This is a genomic window from Candidatus Epulonipiscium viviparus, assembly GCF_030708075.1.
GTDB lineage: Bacteria > Bacillota > Clostridia > Lachnospirales > Cellulosilyticaceae > Epulonipiscioides > Epulonipiscioides viviparus.
The window spans coordinates 786420-812663 of sequence record NZ_CP117982.1 but is presented as its reverse complement, the minus strand read 5'-3'; the positions used below and the strand labels follow the sequence as shown (position 1 = coordinate 812663).

Here is a 26244-nt window from a genome sequence, read left to right as displayed (position 1 = left end):
TTTGAACGATAAACTACTTTTAACAATAAATAATATTGCCGATATACGAGTAGACAAATTTTTAACTGAGCAGCTGCCTCAGTATACACGCTCATATATCCAAAAACAAATAGAGCTCGGTTTGCTTCTTATAAATGGTAAAGTCGCACCAGCTCGAACTCGAATTAAAACTGGAGATACCATTGAGTTTACTATTGCGCCTCCTCGCGAAGTTGATATTACTCCGAGTGAGATTAAGCTCGATATTGTATATGAAGACTCAGATATTTTAATTGTAAATAAACCCAAAAATATGGTTGTTCATCCCAGTGCAGGGCATTACAATGATACACTCGTTAATGCTCTGCTTTTTTATGCCAAAGATAGCTTGTCTGGCATCAATGGCGAAATTCGTCCTGGCATTGTTCATCGAATAGATAAGGACACCACCGGCCTTCTTATGGTTGCCAAAAACGATCATTCTCACGTATTTTTATCAGATCTTCTCAAGGATCATAATATTGAACGAAAATATAATGCGCTAGTATATGGAAATATAAAAGAAGATTTTTTCATTATTGATAGACCTATTGCTAGAAATCCTAAGGATCGCAAGAAAATGGCTATTGTAGAAAATGGCCGACGCGCTGTTACCGAATGTCGCGTCCTTGAACGCTTTGGCAATGCCACTCATATCGAGCTTTCGCTTCAAACAGGGCGCACTCACCAAATTCGAGTACATCTAACTAGTATAGGTCACCCACTTCTGGGGGATCCTTTATATGGACGCTCAAAGCATTTATTTAATCTGCAAACTCAGATGCTCCATGCGCGGGTGTTGGGTTTTATTCATCCTTCATCACAACAGTTTATGCGTTTTGAGAGTGTATTGCCAACCGAATTTTTACACACCATCGGGAGGTTACAGATGCTATAGCTTCTATAGATGCTACTATATTAACAAAGGAGTTTATATTTATGAAAATTGAATTAATTGCCGTTGGAAATGAAGTTGTATATGGTTATACTGTCAACACCAATGCTAGCTTTATGTCTAGTGAATTTGAAAAATATGGATTAGAAGTTTGCTATCACACTGCTATTCGCGATAGGTCCGAGGATATTTGCAATGCTCTAGATGTTGCAAAGGCGCGTGCAGATATGATCATTTTATGTGGTGGATTGGGGCCTACTAAAGATGATCTTACCAAAGAGGTTGTTGCGGAGTATTTTGGACTAGAATTGATCCTATGTGAAGAAGCTTATGACGAGATCAAAGAATTTTTTAGAAAGCTTCAAAAAACTATGCTAGATAGTAATTATAAACAAGCCCTGCTCCCTGCCACTGCGTCGCTTATTCCTAATCATAACGGCACTGCCCCTGGTTGTGTGTTTGATCATGAGGGCATTACTGTTGCTTTATTTCCTGGGCCTCCTCGAGAGCTTCGCCCTATGTTTGACTACTTTATTAAAAATTTTGTTCTTAAGATGTTAGATACGATGTGCTTAACCGAAGAAGTTCGTTTGCTTGGTATTGGCGAAAGCTACATTGCTGTTGAAATCGATGACCTCCTTGGTGTCTTTGCAGACCGTCGCGTTGAGGTTGCTCCCTATTTGGGCGAAGGGTTTGTTAGCATCCGCATCAAGGGATATGGCCATTCAGAAGATGAAATTTTAACCAATATAAATTATTATAAAAATCAGATCGTCGAACGATTAAAAACTTTTGTTATTGGCGATACTAAAAAGGTAGCAGAAGAACTGGTCTATGACCTTCTATCTGAAAAATCTTTTACTATTACTACTGCAGAATCTTGTACGGGCGGTATGCTTGCTTCTAGATTAATTAATGTGAGTGGTGCGTCTAATATTATTAACGAGGCTTTTGTAACATATTCTAACGCGGCAAAGATAAAGACACTAGGTGTTACGGAAGAAACGCTGAATAAATATGGTGCGGTAAGCGAAGAAGTTGCTCGCGAAATGGCCTTAGGTGCGCAAAAACTAACTGGTGCAGACGTTGCTATTTCAACAACCGGTATTGCAGGACCCACTGGTGGCACTATTGCTAAACCCGTTGGTCTAATTTATATAGGCATTGCATTAAACAATAACATAAGTTGTTTTAAAGTTAACTTATACGGTACGAGAACAGAGATTAGAAGCCTCACTACGGCATATGCGTTACAGCATCTCGCTCGACTGCTACAAAATTTTTAATATTGAGGAGTATATATGAATACAGATGCACTAAAAGCAGTTGAAGAAGCTGTATCAAAGATTGAGAAAAAATTTGGAAAAGGCTCCATTATGAAACTTGGAGATTCTGTAAATACAAAAATCAAAACATTTTCTACCGGAGCAATTAGCCTCGATATTGCTCTTGGCGCTGGAGGTATTCCTATTGGCAGAATTGTAGAGGTATTTGGCCCCGAATCTTCTGGAAAAACCACTTTAACACTCCACATGATCGCAGAGGTACAAAAAAGCGGAGGCATAGCCGCATTCATAGATGCGGAGCATGCTCTAGACCCTGAGTATGCGCAAAGGCTGGGCGTAAACATTTCCGACTTGTATGTTTCGCAACCCGATAACGGTGAGCAAGCATTAGAAATTGCCGAAACTATGGTTCATTCTCAAGCCATAAACCTTGTTGTAATAGACTCTGTGGCAGCGCTAGTTCCGCGTGCGGAGATCGACGGAAATATGGGTGATTCTCATGTCGGTCTTCAGGCTAGGCTTATGTCGCAAGCACTTAGAAAACTTACAGGGCTAGTAAATAAATCCAATTGTACAGTTATATTTATTAATCAGCTTCGAGAAAAAGTGGGCGTTATATTTGGTAATCCCGAAACAACCCCGGGCGGACGCGCGCTCAAGTTCTATTCTTCTGTACGACTTGATATCAGAAAAGCCGAAACTATCAAGAATGCGACAGAAATAATCGGCAGCAAAACTCGTGTAAAAGTTGTTAAGAATAAAATTGCTCCTCCATTTAAACAAGCAGAATTTGATATTATCTATGGCGAAGGAATTTCTTCTATTGGAGATATATTGGACACAGCCGTTAATATTGACATCGTTACTAAAGGTGGAGCTTGGTATTCATATAATGGCACGAAAATCGGACAAGGCCGAGAGAATGCTAAAAAGTTCTTACAAGAAAACCAGTCAATTTTAAACGAAATTGATACAGCCGTTCGAGATTATTATGCCTTTAAGAGGTTTGATAATTTGCAAAACTTAGAAATTACCGAACACTTTGATGATTTGGATGAATTTGATGATTCAGATGACTTAGACGACTTGAACAACGCATCCAGTATATAAAATATTTACTCAGAAAAAATCACCAAAATCACTAAATTTGATGTGCCATATACACTTATTAACCAATTCGATATAATGAAATGGGCAACTATAACCGTTGCCCATTTTTTTATTGGAAAATAATGTAATGTCATCGCATATTTATAGTTAATGTTTTGTAACAAATACCGATTGACAGATTACCTTTTTATTACTATAATAGTAGAACATGGAAATAATTAAAATGGTATTTTTCACAAATATGATTTTAACCCTTGCTTATTTCTAGTATTTTTTATGCCTAAATACATATATGATAAAAACCGTTAAGATCATTTTTATATTTCCAGAATAATTATATCAAAATTAGGAGGATAATATTATGAAAAAATTCTTTGCATTCACAATCGCAAGCATTATCTCTATCGGAAGCTTTGGCTCTGTCATGGCTGCCGCACCTGCCGCTCCAACTGTTACCGTTCCACTTCCTACTATGTCTTTCGAAACTGCTGACGGATGGTCTGTTGGTGGGCCTGCTGCTCAATTCGAAATTGTCACTAACGCTGGCGTTGTAGATGGAACTCAGGCTCTTAAGGTTACTGCGACAACTCGCCAAACCGACTGGAACATTCTTACAAAACTTGGAATCAATGCTCCTGCCGGCACCCTTTGGTCCGTACCAGAAGGGCATGTTGTTGCTGCAACTATCACCAATCCTGCTGCTACTGATCTTCAAATTAGATGGAATATTTCTGATAGCGCAAACAATGGTAGGATGGCATATTTCCTAGTTCCTGCCAATAGTACTCGCGAAATTATGTATACGGCTGAAACTTTCGGTGAGCCTGGCGTCGCTAACGGATCTTGGAAAACTGATGGATATGGCCAAAAAGGCATCGACGAAACTGCTATCAAAGCCTTGAGTTTTTATGTTGCCGAACCAGAGCTCGAAAAAGTTATGCCTGGTGTCGCGTCTCCAGTTTATATAATCGACAACATCACCATCAAGCCAGCTCCTGTTGCTGTACCTGCGCAATAATTATTCATCGAGGAGGATAATATTATGAAAAAATTTGTTACATTCGCAATTGCGGGAATTATCTCTATCGGAAGCTTCGGCTCTGTCATGGCTGCCGCACCTGCCGCTCCAACTGTTGCTGTTCCACTTCCTACTATGTCTTTCGAAACTGCTGACGGATGGTCTGTTGAAGGCCCTGCTGCTCAATCTGAAATTGTCACTAACGCTGGCGTTGTAGATGGAACTCAGGCGCTTAAAGTTACGGCGACCACTCGCCAAACCGACTGGAGCATTCTCACTAAGCTTCATGTAAATCCAGCAGCTGGGACCGTTTGGAGCGTACCAGAGGGCCAGGTTATTGCCGCATCTGTTACTAATCCGTCCGATCAAGGTCTTCAAATTAGATGGAATATCTCTGATAATGTTGGCAATACCAGGATGGCATATTTCCTAGTTCCTCCAAATAGTACTCGCGAAATTATGTATGATTCCGTTCTATTTAGTGAGCCTGGTCTTACTGGTGCATCTTGGAAAACTGATGGGTATGCACAGAAGGGCATCGACGAGTCTTGCATTAAGGCTATGAACTTCTATATTGCAGAGCCTGATTCAGTAAAAGTTATGCCTGGAGTTACATCTCCATCTTATATCATCGATAACATCACTCTTAAGCCAGCGCCTGTCGCTGTGCCTGCACAATAATTATTCATCGAGGAGGATAATATTATGAAAAAATTTGTTACATTCGCAATTGCGGGAATTATCTCTATCGGAAGCTTCGGCTCTGTCATGGCTGCCGCACCTGCCGCTCCAACTGTTGCCGTTCCACTTCCTACTATGTCTTTCGAAACTGCTGACGGATGGGCTGTTGAAGGCCCTGCTGCTCAATCTGAAATTGTCACTAACGCTGGCGTTGTAGATGGAACTCAGGCGCTTAAAGTTACGGCGACCACTCGCCAAACCGACTGGAGCATTCTCACTAAGCTTAATGTAAATCCAGCAGCTGGGACCGTTTGGAGCGTACCAGAGGGCCAGGTTATTGCCGCATCTGTTACTAATCCGTCCGATCAAGGTCTTCAAATTAGATGGAATATCTCTGATAATGTTGGCAATACCAGGATGGCATATTTCCTAGTTCCTCCAAATAGTACTCGCGAAATTATGTATGATTCCGTTCTATTTAGTGAGCCTGGTCTTACTGGTGCATCTTGGAAAACTGATGGGTATGCACAGAAGGGCATCGACGAGTCTTGCATTAAGGCTATGAACTTCTATGTTGCTGAACCTGATTCAGTAAAAGTTATGCCTGGAGTTACATCTCCATCTTATATCATCGATAACATCACTCTTAAGCCAGCTCCTGTCGCTGTGCCTGCGCAATAATTATTTATCGAGGAGGATAATATTATGAAAAAATTTGTTACATTCGCAATTGCGGGAATTATCTCTATCGGAAGCTTCGGCTCTGTCATGGCTGCCGCACCTGCCGCTCCAACTGTTACCGTTCCACTTCCTACTATGTCTTTCGAAACTGCTGACGGATGGTCTGTTGAAGGCCCTGCTGCTCAATCTGAAGTTGTCACTAACGCTGGCGTTGTAGATGGAACTCAGGCGCTTAAAGTTACGGCGACCACTCGCCAAACCGACTGGAGCATTCTCACTAAGCTTAATGTAAATCCAGCAGCTGGGACCATTTGGAGCGTACCAGAGGGCCAGGTTGTTGCCGCATCTGTTACTAATCCGTCCGATCAAGGTCTTCAAATTAGATGGAATATCTCTGATAATGTTGGCAATACCAGGATGGCATTTTTCCTAGTTCCTGCCAATAGTACTCGCGAAATTATGTATACGGCTGAAACTTTCGGTGAGCCTGGCGTCGCTAACGGATCTTGGAAAACTGATGGATATGGCCAAAAAGGCATCGACGAAACTGCTATCAAAGCCATGAGTTTTTATGTTGCCGAACCAGAGCTCGAAAAAGTTATGCCTGGTGTCGCGTCTCCAGTTTATATAATCGACAACATCACTCTTAAGCCAGCTCCTGTCGCTGCACCTGCGCAATAAATTTTCTGAATTACATTATTACAACAGGAGCCTTGCGTATAACTTCTTTATGCAGCTCCTATTGTTACGTTTATATGAAATAATCAGCTAGGAGGATTACATCGTGAAGAAATTTATTAATTTAACAATCATAGTATCTATCTCTATTATAAACTTTTTCACTATTAGTATTTTCGGTGTTGCATCATCAAATCCACCACCTTTGGCTCCTATCTCTGTTACATGTAGCGAAGTTACGAACTGGGAGATTACAAAATCTAATAGCTCAATAATGGCGGAAGATGCCACCGGAAGTGTTCAGACTTTACAAGTAAATATACCTCGCCACTCAGCCAATATCTCTGATAACGCTAAGCTCACTACAAAGATAACATCGCTCTCAAACCAGCATCTGTTACTCCGCTTGCATGATGATTTATCAAAGAGGAAAATATTGCCAAAAACTACAGTTGCTGTACAATAAATTTATTTTTATTACACCAAGAGTCTCGCATATAACTCTTTTTACAACTACTATTACTACATTAATTATTATCTAGGAGGTTTATCATGAAGAAATTTATTACTTTAGCAATCGCCGGAATTATCTCTGTTGGAAATTGCGTTACCGTTGGCGCCTTCGGTATTCCAGCATTCGATCGAGCACCTTTAGCTCCTATCTCTTTTGAACTTGGAGAAGTTATGAATTGGCAAGGATCTAATAGTACAATAGTTACACAAGGGGCCACAGATGGTATTCAGGCTTTGCAAGTAAATATGCCTCACCACTCAACCGATAGCAATGCTAAGCTCGTTGTAACACCTGCTAACAAATTCGTTTGGCAGTTAGGCATCAACACATCTATTGCCGCAACTGTTACCAATCCCGGAACAGAATTGATTCAGCTTAGGGCCGAAATTGTAGACCTAAGGACCAACTCCGCAATGACAGACTTTTCAATACCTGCTGGCACTTCTATGGATATAGTTTTGGACCCCGCAAACCCAGGCACTGCCAAAACTGTTTGGGGCAACGGCATCGATACTAGTTCTATCCGCAGCCTCAAATTTTATTTTCCTGAAACTAGCGCGATGAAAAATCTCACTGATGCGTCGTATATTATAGATAACATAAGACTCGTTCAACCTCCAGCAGTTTCTACTTTTCCTACTACATCATTTGAAGCTTCGGAATCAAACTGGCATGTAACTGGCGCAGCGCCTATCACGCAGTTTGTAGTAACCGAGGCGCCAACAAATGTGTTTGCTGGTATCATCGACGGAACTAGCGCGCTAAAAGTAACTATTCCCGAACGCCAATCAGACTGGGAAAAAGTTACCAAATTGCATATAATTCCAGAAGGCCAAGTTTGGGATATGGGGGACAGAACCATGATTACTTTATCTGTTACCAACGACAATGACCACGCGCTTCAACTTCGCGCCAACATTGCCGATGCCGACAAAAATACTCGAATGGTATACTTTTCGATTCCAGCAAACGCTAATAAAGAAATCGTTATCGGTGCTGAGCAGCTAGGAACCCCTGGAATTCACAGCGAGCGGTGGTTCTATGATACGGAAGGTTATTTCGGAAAGGGTATTAATAAGCATAAAATTACAACGCTCGAATTTTTTATTGCAGAACCAGAAGTTGCCGTTATGGAAGGCATAAACAATTTTTCTTATACCATTGATAATATTAGAGTAAAGTAACCGCAGCATCACCTATTGCCACATAATCATTTATTTAGGAGGATTTATTATGAAAAAATTTATTACATTAGCAATCGCTGGAATTATCTCAGCAGGAAGCTTTGGCTCTGTCATGGCCGCTGCTCCTGCGTCACTTGCAACATCTTTTAATTCTATTTCTTTCGAAGATGGCGAAGCTGTTAATTGGCAAGTTACTGGCCCTAACGCTACTAGCGCCGTAGTTACATCTGGCTCGACTGCTGGGCTCAAAGCTTTGCAGGTAAATATGACCAGCCGCGCAACCGATGCCAACAACATAACTCGACTCACTGCAAAGCCATCTGCTGGAAGTGTTTGGAACATCGGCGTCGGCACCTCTATTGCAGCCAACGTTACCAACCCCGGAACAGAACTGATTCAACTTAGAGCTACAGTTAAAGACGCAAAGGGCAACTCCAGAATGGCATATTTTTCAATTGCCGGTGGCGCTTCTACGGAAATAGTTTTGGATCCTGTTAAGCTTGGCTCGGCAACTCCTGGTGTTACCGAAAATGTTTGGAGCGGCGACGGCTACGCAGGAAAGGGCATCGATCCTTCTTGTATTACTAGTATAGAATTTTATTTTTCTGAAGCCGAAGCTGTTGTTATGAAAGGTGTCACTAGCGCATCGTATATTATAGATAACATCAGAGTTGTTCAACCAGCTGCAATACTAACTTTCCCTACTACATCGTTTGAGCCTGGCGAAAGCAACTGGTCCGTAACTGGCGCCGCACCTATCAAAGAAATCGTAGCCACTGGCGCAGTCGACGGAACCAATGCGCTTAAAATAACTGTTCCCGAACGCCAATCTGACTGGAGCAAAATTACCAAATTGAATATAATTCCAGCAGGTCAAACTTGGGATATGGGCGCTGCAACTATGATTACTGCACATGTTACCAACGACAATGACTATCTCGTTCAGATTCGAGCTAATATTATAGACGCTGACAAAAATACTAGAATGGTATATTTTACTATTCCACCAAAAACTAATAAAGAAATCGTTATAGATGCCGAAAGACTAGGAACTCCTGGGGTTCAGGCAGCGCTTTGGAAGGGCGATGGATACTCTGGAAAAGGGGTTAACAAAAATAAAATTACAGCGCTTGAATTTTTTGTTTCTGAACCAGAAGCCGCTGTTATGAAAGATATCACAAGCTTTTCTTACATTATTGACAATGTTCGAGCAAAATAATTGGAGGTCTAATATATGAAAAAATTTATTACCGCCGCAATTACTTCTCTTATGTTCACTATGTCGGCAGCACCAGTTTTTGCAACCGCTCCTATAGTTATGGTGGGGAATTTTGCTAAAGTTTCGTTTGAGGATGGTGAAGCTTCAAAGTGGAATGTTTATGGTGAATACGCTTCCCATGATATTATCAGCACCGCGGGCGTTGTCGATGGATCGAAGGCCATGAAACTTTCTATGAACGGGCGCACGACAGATTGGGGCAAAATTACTTCTCTTACGGTTGCCCCTGCAGATGGAGCGCCTTGGAATTTGGCAAAAAATGATATAATAAAAGCCACGCTGACAAACCCCGAAAATTTTGATTTGTCTATTAGAATTAACTTTCTCGATACATCCGGAAATAACAGATTAGTATTCTTTACCGTTCCTGCAAACTCCACTCGAGAAATTTCAATTACCGGAGAATACTTTGGCGAAACTGGTGTTGCAAGTGCCAAATGGGAAGCCGACGGCTATTCTGGCAAGGGGCTCGATACCAGCGCTATTAAAGAAATGCGATTCCACTTTCCGGAGCCCGAGCCAAAATTTATACCGGGAATCAATGCCGCCTCAATGATAATCGATAATCTTTATGTAGAAAAGGGACCTGCGGAACCTGCAATGCCTATAGAAGGGAGCAACTTTCCTGTAACATCTTTTGAGGATGGCGTTGCAAAAAAATGGAATGTGACTGGCCCATCAAACATACATGAAATTGTAACAGAAGGAGCAGTTGACGGCACAAAAGCACTTAAGGTTACCATTACAGAACGATCTATGAACTGGGGCGTCCGCAATAATCTTGCAATCATCCCTCCTGGAGAAATTTGGAATATGGGCACCGCCACTTCTGTTGTAGCCACTGTTACAAACCCGCTCGATGCGGCAATTCAACTACGATGCAATTTTTCCGATACTGCCAACAATACCCGAATGGTGTACTTCTCGATTCCTGCAAATAGTACTCGAGAACTTGTGATAGGGCCCGAGCAACTCGGAACTCCTGGTGTTAAAAACTCTAAGTGGGGCGCAGATGGATATGACCTAAACGGCGTCGACAAGTCCGCTCTCAAGGGAATGACATTCTATATGGCGGAGCCAGAACTTAAGACTATGCCTGGCATTACCAGCCCAGTTTATATCATTGATAATATTACAATTCGATAATCAAACATTTTGTTTAATTTGAAAGGAGATTTATCTATGAAAAAATTTATTATGTTTGCACTAGCAGGTGTGGTTGCATTGTCTAACGTTGGACTTACTATGGCAGCAGCACCAGCGGCACCAGCCAAAGCAATCGCCTTCGCTCCTATTTCATTTGAAGCCGCGGAGGCAGTGCTCTGGACTTCTGGTCCAACAGCAACAGGTAGTGTAGATGTCATTGCCAATGCCGACGGAACTAAAGCACTCAAAATTGATATCGCTTCTCGCGCAGCAGATTGGAATACGCTTACTTCTAGTACCATCAATCCACCTGCAGGAACAGTGTGGAGCCTTACCAAATACGATACGCTAAAAGCTTCGGTAACCAATCCAAATAACTTTGAGAGCGAGATTCGTTTAAACATCACCGACAACCTCGGCAATACGCGACTTACGATTTTCAAAATTCCGGCAAACTCTACTCGTGAAATCGCAATAGACAAAACTTATTGGGGCGAGCCTGGCGTAAAATCTGCCGATTGGGATGCCGGATACGCGCAAGTCGGAGTAGACCCTAGCCAAATTAAGGCAATTCGATTCTATGCCGCAGAACCTACGCCTAGCATTATGGAGGGGCAATCTTCTATGGCGTTTATTATCGATAACATTCATGTAGAAAAGGGAGTTGTGCCTTCTGGTGCCAGTTTTGCCATCACCAACATTAAGCCTGGCAAGACCGAAACTGCTGCAGCTTTTATGCCGCTGCCAAAAACTCACTACGAAGCATTATTGGGCAAAACTTTGGTTGGCGGAACTCCACCTGCATTTCCAAATTCGATGACTGTACAATTAAAAAAGGATGGCAAAAACCTTGCGACGGCGGCAGATGGCACGCTAATGGTTGCGGCTGGAGATACAGTTACTATGCACGTTCAGATGTTTAAGACGTATGCTTTGTTGGGTAATGCGGGTACCACTAATTTAGATATTTCTCTATCTAGCCCTAAGGGGATCAAAATTTTAACGCCTACCAACTCACAAACTTTCGTTGACGCAAATCCTATAGGAGTTCTTGCTGGACTTAATTTTGATTTTGTAATGCCAGAAGGCAATGTTGATCTATTAAATGATTTCAAATGGGACTTTAAATTGACCCCGCAATAAATTTATCTGCGTTGCGCCAAGATTTTTTGTCATTGCATTTGCCATGATAATGGCTTATACTACTGCTATAAATTCTGTTATGGCAGCGAATATATATATACAAGAAGTACACAATAAAATTTTAGGAGGTCTCTACCATGAAAAAACTTTTTGCTACTGCAGTTGCCGCCGTAATGATTTGCTCTGCTATTATGACAACCGCTCCAGCAAAAGCTTCCGAAAGCACCGCTCCTATCGTTATGGAATTTCCATTGGTTTCTTTTGAAAGCGAAACTGCTAGTTGGATAATTACCGGAAGCTCTTTTAACTCCGAATTTAGCACAACCACCGGAGTTATTGATGGCACTAAAGCATTAAAAATTTCCCTCTCAGATCGTTCTTTAGATTGGAATATCATCAACAACTTAAGCATCATTCCACAGAACCAAATTTGGACTATTCCCCCTGGCAAGGCGATGGTTGCATCTGTAACAAATCCTCTAGATCAGGCGATTCAGATTCGATGCAATCTCACAGACATTCACGGAAACACTCGAATGACTTTCTTTGCCATCGAACCTAATAGCACTCGCGAGATTGTCTGGGACGCCGATATTATAGGCACTCCCGGAGTTAAGACCGGCAAATGGGCAGATGATGGCTATTCGCAGCCCGGAGTTGATACCGCCGCCGGCCTTGTTGCACTCGATTTTTATATGGCAGAACCCGAAGTAGAAAATGTTATGCCTGGGCTTGATACCCCTACCTACATTATCGATAACATCACAATTAAAGATATTTCATAGTTTTACAATTGATCTAATTTGTGTGCTACCCCCATGTTGGGCAGCACTTTTTTTTATGGGAGGAACTATTATGAAGAAATTTAAATACTTGTTTATTGCCGCGACAATGATGGTCGCATCTTCTTCGGCCTTTGCTGCAGATTTGCCAGCTACTGTTTTAGAAAATTCCAGATGCTTTGAGCTCATCGATGACGTTGTTGCAAGCTATACCTCTGCGTTCGCATCTCGAAATATTAATCCTGCTAGCTACATTTCTAAGGTTAACGGCGAAAAGAATTTACAACGCGTGACGTTTTATTATCCTGCAACAGCGCTCGCGGTCGACGGCTCGGCTGATATTGAATTACCCTCAGATATCGCTAGCATAATGCGATTTTTTGGTAACTTTTATTATACGGGAGACTTTCTTAACGGCAACTCGATGAAGCTCTATCTCGTTGAACCCAACGGCAAGGAGCATCTGCTAGATAACCACAATATTTCGTGGAAGGGTGGCGGTGGCAAAACTGTTACCTATGGCAAAACAGCAGAAGTTTCAAAGCTGCCTATTGGCTCACCAGTAGCCGGAACAGACTATTCTGGATATAAGCTTCGATTTAAGGGAAATGGCACAATCACCCAGGTGTATCTGTGGGAGCAAGCTGGCGTACCGCTAGAGTATGATGTTTCTGCCTATGGCGTATTGGGCGCCGAGCTGCCTATTGCCGATGTTGCAATTAACGTTGACGCTACAACCAACATAAGCTTGGATGGGCACTCAGAATTTGACCCCAGTACATATAAGAGGCTTCACGTGAACACTGGCCCTATTCAGTTGGGGAGCACAAACGCAAACCTTTCTAGCGATGACAAAATTTTTTCGAAGGCATATCAAGATTGGGGATTTGAGCCTGGTCGAGGTGCGTATCACTTTAAAACTCTCGAATCTTCCAAACTCATTACCGAGGGCGACGATGGCTATAGCAATGTTGATGCCTTATATGCGGCATACCAAGAGGCTCCGGCATTACAAAAAAAAGCTGCGGATTTGTTCCCAAGCATTGGCAACGACTATGTTATTACATTTGACGGGTGGCCCACTTGGCAATGGGAGCCTGGTGCCAAAATGAGTACGCAGTCGGCAACTCCAGCCTACAAACATTTCGACGCAGCTGCCGATACCGCGGCACATCTAATGAGAGCATTCAATAATAAGTTTGGCGACTACGCACCAAAATATTTGGAGGTAAAAAACGAGTCTACAATTTCTGGCGAATGGCAATTTTTTAATACACACTCCGACGATGTTGCTTGGGAATATTTAGCGGAGTTTCACAATATGGTTGCCGACGCAGTGCACGAGCTTAATCCCGAAACGTTGGTTGGCGGCCCATCTAGCGCGTTTATGTATCTCGAAAACGACAATTTTGAAGAGGCCAGATACCAGCTCGAATTTATGGATGCAACAAAAGATACGCTCGACTGGTATTCGCATCATTTTTACGAAAACTCTGACTTGATGGTCAACGGCCGTGCGGACAACTCTGATGGTTTTTTAGCAGGCAGATTTGAAGCCGTCATGGATTTGTTAATCGGGCATATGGAAAATACTGACAATGTGAAACCGTTTATGATTACCGAGGCTGGCAGCTACAATAGCCTCACAACCGAGATTGACAACTTTCAAAATCTCACGGCGTTTAACGGCTATATGATGCGCTTCATGCAATACCCAGAGGTCATCGATATGTATGTACCATATTTGTATCCCATCGCTAGCTGGGCACCTACTCGCGACAATAATCTATATCGATACGTAAACAATAATAATCCAAATCAGGGCATACAAGATGAAATGACTTATCTCGAAGCGTATGTGGATATATGGAAGGACTTTGCGGGGTCGTATGTACCTGCCGATGTTGTTGCAGTCGACGAGCTCATTGAGGACCGAATATTTACCACTGCCGCCCGCGCGGGGGACATAGTATACCTCGCGGTTCACAACTTAAATCCTTCGCAAGTAGAGATCGATTTCGACTTCGGTGCCGATATCGCTTCCGCATCAAAAAAACATTGCTATCTTGAAAACGCAAAGCTCTACTATCTCGAAGAAGCTGTTGAGGATTTGGATAACGTGCATATGCGAGCTCAGGAGATGGCAATATTTGAAATTCAGCTAGCACCCGCCACTGTATTTGATGGCAAACTTGCTCGGGAATCGTATTACTCAGTAGAGGAGCTGGTTCCTAGCGGTGCGGCAGCCACATTCACTGTCGATGTTGCAGATGCGGGGTCGATTAATTCGGCAGTAGCAAGGGTCAACTTTGGACGTGAGGGCAAGGGGTTTGCAGGAAATCTCAGCGTTGCTATCAATGGGGTTGATGTTGGCACCAGAAGTCTCGACGATACAAACAAGAGCGGAGACTTATTTACATTTATGGATTTTGACATAGCCAACCCCGCGATTATTCGAGACGGTTTAAACGAAGTCATTATTTCTATGCCCACTGGTGGCGTCATTTCTAATGTCAAACTTACCATCTTAAATTAATTTTGCGACTCTCCTTTTTGGGGAGTTTTTTTACTTTTTGCCGCTTATTATTTCGTCAATTTTTATAAGCACAAAATCATAGTTGACATAAATTTAGAAAAGTTATACAATTACTGAGTATTTAGTTATATTTAACATGGAAGAGAGGTGGAAATCATCATCCCAATATTAAACCTAGGCTTAGGTCTTATTATAGGCATAATCAGTGGTTTTATTTATCGAAAGTATATCTTAGAAAAGCAATTGGGCATCATTAATACTACGATTGATGCGGGCAAAGCGCAAGCTGATCAAATTATCGCAGCTGCTATAAAACAAGGAGAATCTGATCGACGAGAAATGCTCCTTATTGCCAAAGAAGATTGTATTCAACTAAAAGATGCCGCGGAACTCGATGCTAAAATGCGTCGCGCCGAGTTGTCGCAGCTAGAACTTAAGCTACTGAGTAAAGAAGAAACAATTGATCGAAAAGTTTTACAATTAGAAGACAAAGAAAGCCAAGTTGATAATAAATTAACGATAATTGAACAAACAAAATTAAAAATTGAAAAATTGGAGCTTCAAAAAACTCAGGAATTAGAACAAATCGCAGGCATTAGCGCAGTCGATGCAAAAGCGACTCTTCTAAAAAGCTTAGAAAACGAAATTAGACGCGAATCTGCTATATTGATCAAAGATATAGAAGCACAAACTAAGCTTGAATCTACAAAAAAAGCACGAGATATCTTAACTCTTGCTATTCAAAAATGCGCTGCAGATCATGTGGTAGACTCTACCGTGACGGTTGTTACGCTTCCTAACGATGAGATGAAAGGCAGAATTATTGGTCGAGAAGGCCGAAACATCAGAACATTGGAAACCTTAACTGGCATCAATTTAATTATTGATGATACTCCAGAGGCAGTCGTCCTTTCTGGATTTGATCCTATAAGACGCGAAATCGCTAGAATTGCTCTTGAAAAATTAATTATGGATGGACGCATTCATCCTACTAGAATTGAAGAGATGGTGGAAAAAGCTCGCAAAGAAATAGAGGTTATCATTTTAGAAGAAGGCGAAGCCGCTACATTTGAAACAGGAGTGCATGGCATTCATCACGAACTGATGCGCCTTCTTGGCAAAATGAAATTTCGAACTAGCTATGGACAAAATGTACTTCGACATTCCATAGAGGTATCGATTTTATCTGGTTTGATTGCCGCTGAGCTGGGATTTGACGTTAGACTTGCAAAGCGTGCGGGATTGCTTCACGATATTGGAAAAGCTATCGATTATGAACAGCAAGAAGAGGGGTCCCATATTACAATTGGCGTAGACTTGTGTCGCAAATATGGAGAAAACGATACTGTCATTAATGCGGTAGAATCGCATCACGGAGATGTGGAGCCTACCAGTATGATTTCTGTAATCGTGCAAACGGCAGATACAATATCTGCAGCTCGCCCTGGTGCTAGGCGTGAAACACTGGAAACTTATATCAAACGACTAAATAAATTAGAAGAAATCGCTAACTCTTTTGAGGGGGTTGAATCTTCTTTTGCAATTCAGGCTGGCAGAGAAATTCGAATTGTGGTGATTCCCGATCAGGTCGACGATCAGGCACTTTCGGTTTTGGCGCGGGATGTTACTCAACAAATTGAAAAAGACCTTGAATATCCTGGTCAGATCAAGGTAAATATAATACGAGAAACACGAGCGATCGAATATGCCAAGTAACTTCAGATTTTTGAAGTTACTTTTTTTCTGCAATTTTTAAATTTAAGTATTGCACATTTTTAATGAGCCGTATATAATGATTACAAAATAATTAAACGAGGAGAATCATAATGAAAATATCAAACCTAGCACGCAATATAGCACCATCTTCAACTTTGGCCATCACTGCAAAAGCAAAAGAATTAAAAGAGAGCGGCATAGACGTTGTTGGCTTTGGTGCGGGCGAACCCGATTTCGACACCCCTTTGCATATAGCCGAAGCCGCCAAAACTGCTATCGATAACGGCTTTACCAGATATACTCCTGCCTCTGGAATCGCGCCTCTAAAAGCGGCTGTTGCCAAAAAGTTTGCACAAGAAAATGGCGTTCACTATGAACCTAGCCAAATTGTAGTTAGCAATGGGGCAAAGCACTCTCTTATGAATGCTTTTACAGCAATCATTAGCTATATGGATGAGGTTATTTTGCCGGCACCGTATTGGCTTAGTTACCCAGAGATGATCAAAATAGTTGGCGGTGTTCCTGTCGCTGTTGCCACACAAGCCGCAAACGACTTCAAGATTACTCCGGATGAATTTCGAGCTGCAATTACCGATAAAACATGTGCCATAGTTTTGAATTCGCCTTCTAACCCAACGGGTGTTGTATATACAAAAGATGAACTACAAGCCTTAGCCGACGTTGCCGTTGAAAATGATTTGTGGATTATCTCTGACGAAATTTATGAATACCTCGTATATGATGGAATTGAACACGTTTGCGTTGCGGGACTTTCGGATGAAATTTATAATCACACCATTACAATTAACGGGCTATCTAAAGGCTTTGCCATGACCGGCTGGAGAATCGGGTTCTTAGCTGCACCACAAACAATAGCTAGCACCGTGGCAAATATCCAATCTCATTCTACATCTAATCCAAACTCCATTGCGCAAATGGCCGCCCTCGCTGCACTATCCGAAGGACGCCAATTTGTAGATGAGATGCAGATAGAATTTGCCAAAAGGCGTGATTTTTTATATGGTGCTCTCACAGAAATAAAGGGCTTTAAAGTAGTCAAACCTCATGGCGCATTCTATTGCTTCGTTGATATTTCTGATCTATACGGCAAATCTTATAACGGCATAAAAATTGACTCTGCGGCCACATTTGCAAAATTGCTTTTGGACGAAGAAGCCGTTGCGCTGGTTCCTTGTGCCGACTTTGCTGCGCCTACTTGCGTTCGATTTTCTTATGCCATAGATTTAGATAGCATAAAAAAAGGCGTTGATCGTGTTCGAGATTTTGTCCACAAATTACAATAATACTAATTAACGATTTAATATTTTGCCTTCGACATAAAAAACTAATCCCTCTATTTTGGTGATCCTTACTGGGTCACCTTTTTTTAATTCAAATCTAGAGGTTGTTTTGGCATGCCACACATCTCCATTAAATTTTACAGCACCTTCTTTTTCGGCATCGAGCGGTTCTGATACAATAGCTATTTTTCCTACAGCATTTTGTAGATTATACTTTCTCTTGACATTAAAAATCGGTTGCTTCAACAAAATTAAAAATATTAATCCCGCTAGACAATATACTAAAAATAGCGCAACCTGTAGATGTATTGATTCTATAAAACTAGCTGAAACTAAGGTCAATATACTACATAATAGCAAAACTCTAAAAATATTATCCCGATATTTTAAGTAGCAGAATAACGTTACAATTACCAAAATTATCCACATAACAACTCTCCTTCAAAATAGTTTTTGTTCTATTTAGTATGGCTTGTTTCATATTTATTATAAATAAAAAAGAAAGAAAGAAGGATTAGCCATGAGTGAATTTATTAATAGCCGAAAATATTTTTTATTATTTATTTTGATTAGCAGTTTTTGCGGCACTCTATATGCTATTGTTGTGAAGGATAATAGCTCACTTTTATATACTGTGAACAGTTTTTTTGAAGGAAACTTTCAAATTATACCTGGTCTTGAAATTTTTCGACAAGCTATTATTACATATTTGATACCAGCTATATTAATTTTTATTGGCACTATGAACAAAAATCTATTGCCCATTGCTGTAGTTAGTCTTTTTTATATGATATTTTCATATTCTTTTACCTTTACTTGTTTAGTAATTTTGTACGGAATTCAAGGAATTTTAGCCACCTTGATGATATCTGGTTTTTCTAGCGTGGCTATAATTGGTGTTTTAGTGGAAATTTTTTATAAAGGAATCTCATATAGTATTCTCAAAACAGACATCATATTTAAGCATTTTATCGATTTTTATCTAAAAGCCTTGTTGGTAATTTTTGGCATTAGCCTATATGATGCTATATTTATTCAGCATGTGAGAATACTAGTAAAAAATGTATTATTTTCATCTGGACTGTTTTATTAAAATTCTGCAGAAGTAGTTGCTTTATTTTAATAAAACGTATAAACTTAGCTCTAAGGCAAATACTGGTAGTAAGTGTAAATGTAAATTTTAGTCTTATAAATTTTACAACACTAGCTAGAAAGAAAGGAGGAAAGATTATTATGTTTGAGAATATCGACATAACAAAAAAAGCGCTCGATGCGTCTATGCTTAGATATCAACATCTCACAAATAATATTGCCAACATAGACACTGTTGGTTATAAGCGCACTGATGTTGAATTTGGAAGTATATTAGCACGCGAGTTGCAGATGCATGGCAGAAAAAATATTGACCTTAACCGTATTCAACCTCGCGTTTATTATGACAATGCCGGCGCTAGAACTCGTTTAGATGGAAATAATATCGATATTGATAAGGAGATGAGTCAACTTAGCCAAGAAACACTCCGCTATAATACGCTCATTCAACGTGCTACTTCACAAGTGCAACGTTATCAAAATATTTTTCAGCAACTTCAATAAGCTCATGAAAGGATGATTCGATTATGTCTTTTTTTTCAGGAATGGACATCGCTGCAACAGGTCTTACTGCTCAGCGTTTTAGGCTAGATGTTATTACTCAAAATCTAGCGAACATTAATTCTACTCGCACCCCGGACGGGGGCCCCTATCAGCGCCGAACAGTTCTATTTGAAAGCATTCCAATGCGCGATGCTGCAAATAAATTACCAGACAACTTCCATAATATCTTGAATAGAAATCTGAATATGTATCATACTAGTGGAGTACAGGTTTCTGGAATTGTTGAAGATGATACTCCATTTCCACTAATTTTTGACCCGACGCATCCTGACGCCAACGAAGAAGGGTATGTGGAAATGCCAAATGTTGATGTTGTAACCGAAATGGTTAACATGATTTCTGCTAGCAGATCATACGAAGCAAATGTTACTGCTTTCAACAATCTCAAATCAATGAACACTAAAGCACTAGATCTTGGTAGATAAACACTAGACGAAAGGAGATGAAACAATGGCAATTGGACGTGTCAATATGCTGGGATATACTCCGAAAGAAATCCGAGAACCAAACAAAACTACTGCAATAGATGATACTTCTTTTAGATTATCTCTTAATGCAGCGACCGATCTTTTGAAGGCAACTCAAGAGGCAGAGAATGTGAGTACCAACCTAACCTATGATTTTATTACAGGGCAAAGCGAAAATATTCATGACCTTATGATTGCACAAGAAAAATCGTCAACTATGCTTTCTTTTACGATGAAAGTACAAAATAAAATTATGACGGCATACAATGAAATTATTAAGATACCAGTATAAAATAAATACATGAGAGGTGTATTCAAGTGAGAGAAACTATTACTCAGGTATCTAATAACTTGACTGAAAGATGGACTAATTTACCCTCAAGACAAAAAATTCAAATCGGTGTTGGTGCGGGTGCGATAATTGTTGCAATAATTGCTGCAGTGTTCTTTTTCTCTAGCCCCCAAACTGCAATTTTGTATCAAAACCTTGATATGGAAGCAATTAGCCAAATTGACGAAGTCTTAGGTGCCAATAATATTACTTACGAATTAATTGACGGAAGGACCATACAAGTTAATGAAGAAGATTTAAACACCGCTAAAATAATTCTTACTCGTGAAAATGTTCCTCGAGGAGACTACACTTTTTATGATGCAATTACAAATTCCATGTCAACCACGGAAGCTGAAAAAAGAACTAAGCTTATTTATTTAAAGCAAGTAGACCTTGAGAACATATTGATGGGTATGGAGGGAATAGCCGAAGCAACTGTACAGCTTAATGTACCAGAAGAGAAAAATTCCTTTATTGCATCCCAAATGGAAAGTTCAGCAAGTGTTGTACTTACTCTCCATAGACAAATTAGTGATAATCAAATTGAGGGAATAGCTAGGTTGCTTTCAAACGCAGTTGATAATTTGAAGCTTGAAAATATTACCATCTTGGATTCTGATAGCAATGTATTGTTTTCTGGAGACGAGTTTGGTGAAATGACTGCATCTGACCAGCAGAGCTTAAAAAGTAGTGCTGAAAAAGATATAGTAAATAAGCTTACAACTTTACTTAGTCCAATCTATGATGAAGTTGCAATTAGTCCTAATTTAATTTTAGATTTTGATTATTTTGAACAAACCAAAGAAGAATATACAACTCCAATTACAGATTCACAAACTGGACTTGTAGATCAAGAAAGACGCAAAAATTATGAAGCGACCAATATTCAAGATGGCTTTGCTCCGGGGCTTGACCCTAATGTAGAAGATGTACCCGAATATGTCGCTGGAAATGAACTTTCTGGCAATTATGAAGGCGGCACTTCCGACATTATATATAAACACAATAAAACACTATCTAATGAAATAAAAAATATTGGAACTATCGACTACAACAATTCTTCTGTTGCTATCAATTTAACAAAATATAACGTATACGACGAAGCTCTATTAGAGGATACTCTTCCAGATGGTCAAACTTGGGCAGAATTTAAATTAGCAAATGATGTAACTAATATTTTAGTTGTTGAACAAGCCACCATTGATGCAATAAAAATGGGTGCTGGTTTAGAAAACGTTGCCGTTATTGCTTATGAAAAACCTGTATTTATTGATAAAGAGCCATTTACTCTACAAACCGAAGATGTTATTCCTTATATTTTATTACTTGCGTTAGGAGCTGTTATTGTAGTAGTTATGATTAGATTTAGAAAACCTGTCGAAGAAGTTGTTACCGAAGATGAATTTGAGTTTGAAGATTTATTACCTGTTGCTGGACCTGAAGAAGAGGAGGAGGATTCATTGCAAGATATTGAACTAAAAGAAGTTATTGAAACAAAAGCAAAAATCGACAAATTTATTGATGAAAAACCTGAAGCTGTTGCGGGACTACTCCGCAATTGGCTAGAAGAAGATTGGGGGGATTGATCTAATGCGAAAAGGTGAGAGCATTTCCTCAAAACAAAAAGCTGCTATGTTCTTGATTTCTATTGGACCCGAAAAATCTGCCAAAATTTTCAAATATCTCAAGGACGACGAAATCGAAGATCTAACCCTTGAAATTGCTAGCATTAAAACTGTATCTTCTCAAATGAAAAAGGACGTTTTAAATGAATTTTATGAAATCTGTTTGGCTCAAGATTATATCGCAGAGGGTGGTATCAGTTATGCTAAGCAACTTCTCGAAAAGGCTCTCGGTTTCGACAAAGCAAACGAAGTTATAAATAAACTTACAATGAACTTGCAAGTTAGACCTTTTGAATTTGCTCGCAAAGCAGACGCTAGCCAGCTTATCAACTTTATTCAACACGAGCATCCACAAACCATTGCTCTAATATTATCCTATTTAAAGCCAACTCAGGCGTCAACTATTTTGAGTGCTTTACCAATCGAAATACAAGTGGATACTGCAAAGAGAATTGCCCTTATGGATAGGGCATCTCCAGATGTTGTAAATGAGATTGAAAGACAATTCGAAAAACGTTTGTCGGCTCTTGTTACCGAAGAATACACCAACGTTGGTGGTCTTGACGCTATCGTTCAGATTATTAACCAAGTGGATAGAGCCACCGAAAAGAATATTATGGAATCTCTCGAAATAGAGCAACCAGAACTTGCCGAAGAAATCAAAAAGAAAATGTTTGTATTCGAAGATATTGTTACTCTTGGCGACAGAGACATTCAACGTCTTATGCGTGAAATTGATAATCATGAACTTGCAATATCGCTTAAAGGTGCTAACGAGGCCGTTAAATCGATTATATTCAAAAACGTTTCCACTCGTCTTGCTGCCATGATTCAAGAGGACATCGAGTTTATGGGACCTAAGCGTGTTAAAGAAATAGAAGAGTCACAGCAAAACATTGTGGGTATTATTCGTAAACTAGAAGAACAAGGAGAAATTGTTATTGCTCGTGGATCAGGAGATGAGATGATTGTCTAATATTATTAAAGGAAAATGGAAAACAGAAAACGTTGTTGAAATTGGTACTCAGTTTCTGCAAGACTCTTCTCCAATTGTTACCATGGAAAGTATTACTAAATTAGAAGCTGAAACTCGCCTTCTCCTCGAAAACGCTAAAGAACAGGCAGATTCCATAATTTCTGCAGCAAAATTGGAAGTGCAACAAATGCACGAATCTACCGATAAACAAATAGAGGAGGAAAAAATCGAGTTTGAAAAACAACTTAAACGCAGAGAAGATGAATTAGAGCTACAGGGTGCTGATATATTATTTGAAGCATATCAAAATTCAGACGACATCCAAGCTGAAGCTTTAACCGAAAAAAAACAAATTCTTGATAGTATAGAGGGATCTGTTATCGATTTGCTTATATCATTATTAGGCTCCATTGTTTCTAACGAGGTTGCTCATTCTAATAAATGGATTGCTTTTTTAGTGCATAAGTTGCTTTTCGGCGAAGATATTGACCCCAATATAGAAATTGGACTTTCTAAGGCAGTTTATGATAGATTGACCGAAGATGAAATTGAAGAAATTGAATCTATTAACAAAGGCGCGCAAGTAGTTAGAAATGCTCGGTTGAGTGATTATACCATAGAAATTTCTACAGATCGCGGTCAAATCATATACGATCCTCTTGATTCTTTGGAGGAGCTAAAAAAAGATCTTCGACTTTTGAGTGAGGTGAGCCATGATTTCACTTGATAAGTATTATAATATTTTAGAGAAATCCCGAGTTATTTATAAAGGCAAAGTAAGCAAGGTTGTGGGAAGCGCAATTGAGTCGATTGGACCTATGTCTAATATCGGAGATATTTGCGAGATTGTACCAAAAACTGGTAACACGCTGCTTGCAGAAGTTGTTGGCTTTCGCGAGAAAAATATTTTGCTAATGCCCTTAGGAAATAACTCTGGCATTGGTCCTGGCTGTCCTGTAATTTCTAATGGACAAAAAATTACTATTAAAGTCGACGAAAGTTTACTTGGTAAAGTTGTAGATTGGCGAGCCAACCCTTTAGACGGCACGCCTAATCGTTGTAAATTTTCGGTACCGATCGAGCAGGATGCGCCAGATCCTCTAAAGCGCAAGCGCATTGCTTCTCAGATGGTGTTAGGAATTAAAGCCATCGATGGAATGCTTAGCATTGGCAGTGGGCAGCGTATGGGAATCTTTGCAGGTAGCGGCGTGGGCAAAAGTACTCTTATGGGGATGATTGCTCGTAACGCTATTTCGGATATCAATGTTATTGCTTTAATTGGAGAACGAGGACGTGAGGTTCGAGAATTTTTAGAAAAAGATTTAAAGGAGGCTGGTCTTGCTCGGTCTATTGTTGTTGTTGCGACATCCGATCAGCCCGCACTGATTAGATTAAAGGCCGCGAAGACCGCAACTGCCATAGCCGAATATTTTAGAGATCAAGGAAAGCAAGTATTGTTTTTAATGGATTCACTTACTCGATTTTCTATGGCACAGCGTGAAATTGGCCTTTCGATTGGCGAACCTCCTGTTTCTCGCGGATATACTCCTTCTGTTTTTGGAGTTATGCCTAAGTTATTGGAAAGAACTGGCAACAACGAGATTGGCGGAATCACTGGTTTATACACTGTATTGGTAGATGGAGACGATTTTAACGAACCCGTTACGGATACCGCTCGAGGTATATTAGACGGACATATAATGCTTAGCCGCAAGATTGCACACAGAGCTCATTATCCAGCCATCGATGTACTTGCAAGTATCTCGAGGGTTATGGGTGATGTTATTTCTGCTGAGCATCGCGAGCTGGCTACCATTATCAAGAGACATATGGCGGTCTATGCCGATGTAGAAGATTTGATTAACGTTGGTGCCTATAACCGTGGTTCTAATCCTGAAATTGATGCGGCGATAGATAAAATGGGTGCCATCAATGCCTTTCTCACTCAAAAAGTTGATGAAAATATTCCTCTTGAACAAACTTTAGAAATTATGAGGAACATTGTTCAATGAGGTTTAGGTTAGAGTCCATCTTATCATTAAAAGAAAATATCGAACAAGTAAAACAAAAAGAATTGGCTGATGCCTATGCAAAAAAGAATCGAATACTTGAACGAAAACAATCACTTGAAGATGAAAAAGACGAATTAAACAAAATAATCAAAGACTCTTTGCGGGGAGCTATTACTCCACAAGAACTGATGTTAAACACTAGGTATATTGGAGTACTAGATACACAAATGCAGCAGATAGCAGCTGAAATCGTCAAAGCAGATGCTGAAATTGAGGTCAAACGCCTCGCTTTGGTAGACGCTATGAAAGAACGAAAAATTTTAGAAAATCTTAAGGAGATGCAGCTCGAAGAGTTAAAAAAAGAGTTGCTGCTTGAGGAACAAAAATTGACAGATGAAATAGTAGGATATAGGTATATTCAGCAAGAAAGGGGTGAAGATGACAGTGGCCAGTGACGTTGTGACGACACAAATTTCTCCATCTAAAGACAATAAAGATAATAAAAACAATACCAAGAATCCAAAAAAGAAAAAAGGAAAAGCTTCTCGATTTTTTCGTCTGCTTACAATTATTATCTTATGCGCTGTTTTTTATATCTATTGGGATCCAATCAATGCTTATTTAGCGCCTAAGCTAAAAGATGTTCCATATTTAAACCAAGTATTTTTTATAGATCCAGACGGAGACTTATACGAAGGGTGGTCGGCTAATCAGCTTATTGCTGAAATTGAGCAACTAAAAGCAACTGTTCTTGCAAACGAAGAACAACTTGCAGACAAAAATATTCAGATTACAGATTTGCAAGGTCAAATTGAACGTCTTCAAATATTTGAGGATGAATATAATACTTTTATAGAAGAAAAAGACGCTTTTAATTTTCAATTAGCAGAGGCTAATCCAGCACTTTTTACAGAGCAATACGAAAAAATGGAACCAGATATTGCTCAAGAAATTTATGCACAGTTAATCAGTGGAGTAGAATTAAGTGCAGCACAAAAAGCACAAGCAAATACAATTACAGAGATGGATTCAGCTACTGCCGCAGAAGCAATTACACTTTTACTTGCAACTGACGCGGATTTAATTAGAAACATCTTTGCAAATATGACTAGTGCGGCACAAGCTAGTATATTAGATGAAATGAGCGCAGAGAACGCAGCACAGGCAATAAGGCTTACATCGCCTTAACGACACATGTAAAAAGGG

Annotated in this window: 27 protein-coding genes; 26 read left to right on the top strand and 1 reads right to left on the bottom strand. The window is 40.0% G+C overall.

Annotation, left to right across the window (positions count from 1 at the left end; genetic code table 11):
* Window position 1: 1 nt before the first annotated feature.
* From PCY70_RS03060 to PCY70_RS02985, 16 genes are all read left to right on the top strand, one after another.
* Window positions 2-916: an RluA family pseudouridine synthase gene (locus PCY70_RS03060; RefSeq protein WP_305768397.1), complete on the top strand. Its 915-nt coding sequence runs from the start codon at window positions 2-4 to the stop codon at window positions 914-916.
* Window positions 917-957: 41 nt separating this feature from the next.
* Window positions 958-2199 carry a competence/damage-inducible protein A gene (locus PCY70_RS03055; protein WP_010167505.1) on the top strand — a complete coding sequence of 414 codons (1242 nt, stop codon included), beginning with the start codon at window positions 958-960 and terminating at the stop codon, window positions 2197-2199.
* Window positions 2200-2214: 15 nt separating this feature from the next.
* Window positions 2215-3309: a recombinase RecA gene (gene recA, locus PCY70_RS03050; RefSeq protein ID WP_305768396.1), complete on the top strand. Its 1095-nt coding sequence runs from the start codon at window positions 2215-2217 to the stop codon at window positions 3307-3309.
* Between the two features lie 361 nt (window positions 3310-3670).
* The gene (locus tag PCY70_RS03045; protein WP_305768395.1) at window positions 3671-4327 is read left to right on the top strand and encodes a hypothetical protein; all 657 of its coding nucleotides are present in this window, start codon (window positions 3671-3673) and stop codon (window positions 4325-4327) included.
* 24 nt (window positions 4328-4351) lie between these two features.
* Window positions 4352-5008 carry a hypothetical protein gene (locus PCY70_RS03040; RefSeq protein ID WP_305768394.1) on the top strand — a complete coding sequence of 219 codons (657 nt, stop codon included), beginning with the start codon at window positions 4352-4354 and terminating at the stop codon, window positions 5006-5008.
* A 24-nt stretch (window positions 5009-5032) separates the two neighbouring features.
* Window positions 5033-5689, top strand: a complete 657-nt coding sequence (locus tag PCY70_RS03035; protein WP_305768393.1) for a hypothetical protein — start codon at window positions 5033-5035, stop codon at window positions 5687-5689.
* Between the two features lie 24 nt (window positions 5690-5713).
* Window positions 5714-6370: a hypothetical protein gene (locus PCY70_RS03030; RefSeq protein WP_305768392.1), complete on the top strand. Its 657-nt coding sequence runs from the start codon at window positions 5714-5716 to the stop codon at window positions 6368-6370.
* Window positions 6371-6473: 103 nt separating this feature from the next.
* Window positions 6474-6833 carry a hypothetical protein gene (locus tag PCY70_RS03025; RefSeq protein WP_305768391.1) on the top strand — a complete coding sequence of 120 codons (360 nt, stop codon included), beginning with the start codon at window positions 6474-6476 and terminating at the stop codon, window positions 6831-6833.
* A gap of 86 nt (window positions 6834-6919) precedes the next feature.
* Entirely contained in the window at window positions 6920-8065 is a 1146-nt protein-coding gene (locus PCY70_RS03020) for a hypothetical protein (RefSeq protein ID WP_305768390.1), read from the top strand.
* Window positions 8066-8114: 49 nt separating this feature from the next.
* Window positions 8115-9284 (top strand): hypothetical protein, encoded by a 1170-nt coding sequence (locus tag PCY70_RS03015; RefSeq protein ID WP_305768389.1) that lies wholly within the window; start codon window positions 8115-8117, stop codon window positions 9282-9284.
* Window positions 9285-9299: 15 nt separating this feature from the next.
* A complete protein-coding gene (locus PCY70_RS03010) occupies window positions 9300-10490 on the top strand; it encodes a hypothetical protein (RefSeq protein ID WP_305768388.1) in 1191 nt (396 codons plus the stop codon).
* Between the two features lie 36 nt (window positions 10491-10526).
* Window positions 10527-11633, top strand: coding sequence for a hypothetical protein (locus tag PCY70_RS03005; protein ID WP_305768387.1), 1107 nt, complete (start codon window positions 10527-10529; stop codon window positions 11631-11633).
* 137 nt (window positions 11634-11770) lie between these two features.
* On the top strand, window positions 11771-12418 hold the full coding sequence (locus tag PCY70_RS03000) for a hypothetical protein (protein WP_305768386.1): 648 nt from the start codon (window positions 11771-11773) through the stop codon (window positions 12416-12418).
* A gap of 70 nt (window positions 12419-12488) precedes the next feature.
* The gene (locus tag PCY70_RS02995) at window positions 12489-14951 is read left to right on the top strand and encodes a hypothetical protein (protein WP_305768385.1); all 2463 of its coding nucleotides are present in this window, start codon (window positions 12489-12491) and stop codon (window positions 14949-14951) included.
* 147 nt (window positions 14952-15098) lie between these two features.
* On the top strand, window positions 15099-16667 hold the full coding sequence (gene rny / locus PCY70_RS02990; RefSeq protein ID WP_029488098.1) for a ribonuclease Y: 1569 nt from the start codon (window positions 15099-15101) through the stop codon (window positions 16665-16667).
* A 110-nt stretch (window positions 16668-16777) separates the two neighbouring features.
* Window positions 16778-17971 carry a pyridoxal phosphate-dependent aminotransferase gene (locus tag PCY70_RS02985; RefSeq protein WP_305768384.1) on the top strand — a complete coding sequence of 398 codons (1194 nt, stop codon included), beginning with the start codon at window positions 16778-16780 and terminating at the stop codon, window positions 17969-17971.
* Window positions 17972-17977: 6 nt separating this feature from the next.
* On the opposite strand, the gene PCY70_RS02980 is transcribed toward PCY70_RS02985, so the two are convergent.
* Window positions 17978-18397 (bottom strand): NfeD family protein, encoded by a 420-nt coding sequence (locus PCY70_RS02980; RefSeq protein WP_010167530.1) that lies wholly within the window; start codon window positions 18395-18397, stop codon window positions 17978-17980.
* A 91-nt stretch (window positions 18398-18488) separates the two neighbouring features.
* Between PCY70_RS02980 and PCY70_RS02975 the strand changes: the two genes are divergently transcribed.
* From PCY70_RS02975 to PCY70_RS02930, 10 genes are all read left to right on the top strand, one after another.
* The gene (locus PCY70_RS02975) at window positions 18489-19061 is read left to right on the top strand and encodes a hypothetical protein (protein WP_305768383.1); all 573 of its coding nucleotides are present in this window, start codon (window positions 18489-18491) and stop codon (window positions 19059-19061) included.
* A gap of 140 nt (window positions 19062-19201) precedes the next feature.
* Window positions 19202-19564: a flagellar basal body rod protein FlgB gene (gene flgB, locus PCY70_RS02970; protein WP_305768382.1), complete on the top strand. Its 363-nt coding sequence runs from the start codon at window positions 19202-19204 to the stop codon at window positions 19562-19564.
* 23 nt (window positions 19565-19587) lie between these two features.
* Window positions 19588-20049 (top strand): flagellar basal body rod protein FlgC, encoded by a 462-nt coding sequence (flgC, locus tag PCY70_RS02965; protein WP_010167536.1) that lies wholly within the window; start codon window positions 19588-19590, stop codon window positions 20047-20049.
* Between the two features lie 25 nt (window positions 20050-20074).
* Window positions 20075-20383 (top strand): flagellar hook-basal body complex protein FliE, encoded by a 309-nt coding sequence (locus PCY70_RS02960; RefSeq protein ID WP_010167538.1) that lies wholly within the window; start codon window positions 20075-20077, stop codon window positions 20381-20383.
* Between the two features lie 26 nt (window positions 20384-20409).
* Window positions 20410-22011 (top strand): flagellar basal-body MS-ring/collar protein FliF, encoded by a 1602-nt coding sequence (gene fliF / locus PCY70_RS02955; RefSeq protein ID WP_305768381.1) that lies wholly within the window; start codon window positions 20410-20412, stop codon window positions 22009-22011.
* A 4-nt stretch (window positions 22012-22015) separates the two neighbouring features.
* Window positions 22016-23026 carry a flagellar motor switch protein FliG gene (fliG, locus tag PCY70_RS02950; protein ID WP_010167541.1) on the top strand — a complete coding sequence of 337 codons (1011 nt, stop codon included), beginning with the start codon at window positions 22016-22018 and terminating at the stop codon, window positions 23024-23026.
* Window positions 23019-23753: a hypothetical protein gene (locus tag PCY70_RS02945; RefSeq protein WP_305768380.1), complete on the top strand. Its 735-nt coding sequence runs from the start codon at window positions 23019-23021 to the stop codon at window positions 23751-23753. Before fliG ends, PCY70_RS02945 begins: the two co-directional genes overlap by 8 nt.
* Complete coding sequence (gene fliI, locus PCY70_RS02940; protein WP_029488121.1) at window positions 23740-25038, top strand: flagellar protein export ATPase FliI; 1299 nt, start codon at window positions 23740-23742, stop codon at window positions 25036-25038. The genes PCY70_RS02945 and fliI overlap by 14 nt, the downstream gene beginning before the upstream one ends.
* A complete protein-coding gene (fliJ, locus tag PCY70_RS02935; protein WP_305768379.1) occupies window positions 25035-25493 on the top strand; it encodes a flagellar export protein FliJ in 459 nt (152 codons plus the stop codon). The genes fliI and fliJ overlap by 4 nt, the downstream gene beginning before the upstream one ends.
* Complete coding sequence (locus PCY70_RS02930) at window positions 25477-26226, top strand: MotE family protein (RefSeq protein WP_305768378.1); 750 nt, start codon at window positions 25477-25479, stop codon at window positions 26224-26226. The genes fliJ and PCY70_RS02930 overlap by 17 nt, the downstream gene beginning before the upstream one ends.
* The last annotated feature ends 18 nt before the right edge of the window (window positions 26227-26244 follow it).

Coding starts and splice junctions, on each gene's coding strand:
- PCY70_RS03055 (WP_010167505.1), top strand. CDS start 958: ATGAAAATTGAATTAATTGCCGTTGGAAATGAAGTTGTATATGGTTAT.
- recA (WP_305768396.1), top strand. CDS start 2,215: ATGAATACAGATGCACTAAAAGCAGTTGAAGAAGCTGTATCAAAGATT.
- PCY70_RS03045 (WP_305768395.1), top strand. CDS start 3,671: ATGAAAAAATTCTTTGCATTCACAATCGCAAGCATTATCTCTATCGGA.
- PCY70_RS03040 (WP_305768394.1), top strand. CDS start 4,352: ATGAAAAAATTTGTTACATTCGCAATTGCGGGAATTATCTCTATCGGA.
- PCY70_RS03035 (WP_305768393.1), top strand. CDS start 5,033: ATGAAAAAATTTGTTACATTCGCAATTGCGGGAATTATCTCTATCGGA.
- PCY70_RS03030 (WP_305768392.1), top strand. CDS start 5,714: ATGAAAAAATTTGTTACATTCGCAATTGCGGGAATTATCTCTATCGGA.
- PCY70_RS03020 (WP_305768390.1), top strand. CDS start 6,920: ATGAAGAAATTTATTACTTTAGCAATCGCCGGAATTATCTCTGTTGGA.
- PCY70_RS03015 (WP_305768389.1), top strand. CDS start 8,115: ATGAAAAAATTTATTACATTAGCAATCGCTGGAATTATCTCAGCAGGA.
- PCY70_RS03010 (WP_305768388.1), top strand. CDS start 9,300: ATGAAAAAATTTATTACCGCCGCAATTACTTCTCTTATGTTCACTATG.
- PCY70_RS03005 (WP_305768387.1), top strand. CDS start 10,527: ATGAAAAAATTTATTATGTTTGCACTAGCAGGTGTGGTTGCATTGTCT.
- PCY70_RS03000 (WP_305768386.1), top strand. CDS start 11,771: ATGAAAAAACTTTTTGCTACTGCAGTTGCCGCCGTAATGATTTGCTCT.
- PCY70_RS02995 (WP_305768385.1), top strand. CDS start 12,489: ATGAAGAAATTTAAATACTTGTTTATTGCCGCGACAATGATGGTCGCA.
- PCY70_RS02985 (WP_305768384.1), top strand. CDS start 16,778: ATGAAAATATCAAACCTAGCACGCAATATAGCACCATCTTCAACTTTG.
- PCY70_RS02980 (WP_010167530.1), bottom strand. CDS start 18,397: ATGTGGATAATTTTGGTAATTGTAACGTTATTCTGCTACTTAAAATAT.
- PCY70_RS02975 (WP_305768383.1), top strand. CDS start 18,489: ATGAGTGAATTTATTAATAGCCGAAAATATTTTTTATTATTTATTTTG.
- flgB (WP_305768382.1), top strand. CDS start 19,202: ATGTTTGAGAATATCGACATAACAAAAAAAGCGCTCGATGCGTCTATG.
- flgC (WP_010167536.1), top strand. CDS start 19,588: ATGTCTTTTTTTTCAGGAATGGACATCGCTGCAACAGGTCTTACTGCT.
- PCY70_RS02960 (WP_010167538.1), top strand. CDS start 20,075: ATGGCAATTGGACGTGTCAATATGCTGGGATATACTCCGAAAGAAATC.
- fliG (WP_010167541.1), top strand. CDS start 22,016: ATGCGAAAAGGTGAGAGCATTTCCTCAAAACAAAAAGCTGCTATGTTC.
- fliI (WP_029488121.1), top strand. CDS start 23,740: ATGATTTCACTTGATAAGTATTATAATATTTTAGAGAAATCCCGAGTT.
- fliJ (WP_305768379.1), top strand. CDS start 25,035: ATGAGGTTTAGGTTAGAGTCCATCTTATCATTAAAAGAAAATATCGAA.
- PCY70_RS02930 (WP_305768378.1), top strand. CDS start 25,477: ATGACAGTGGCCAGTGACGTTGTGACGACACAAATTTCTCCATCTAAA.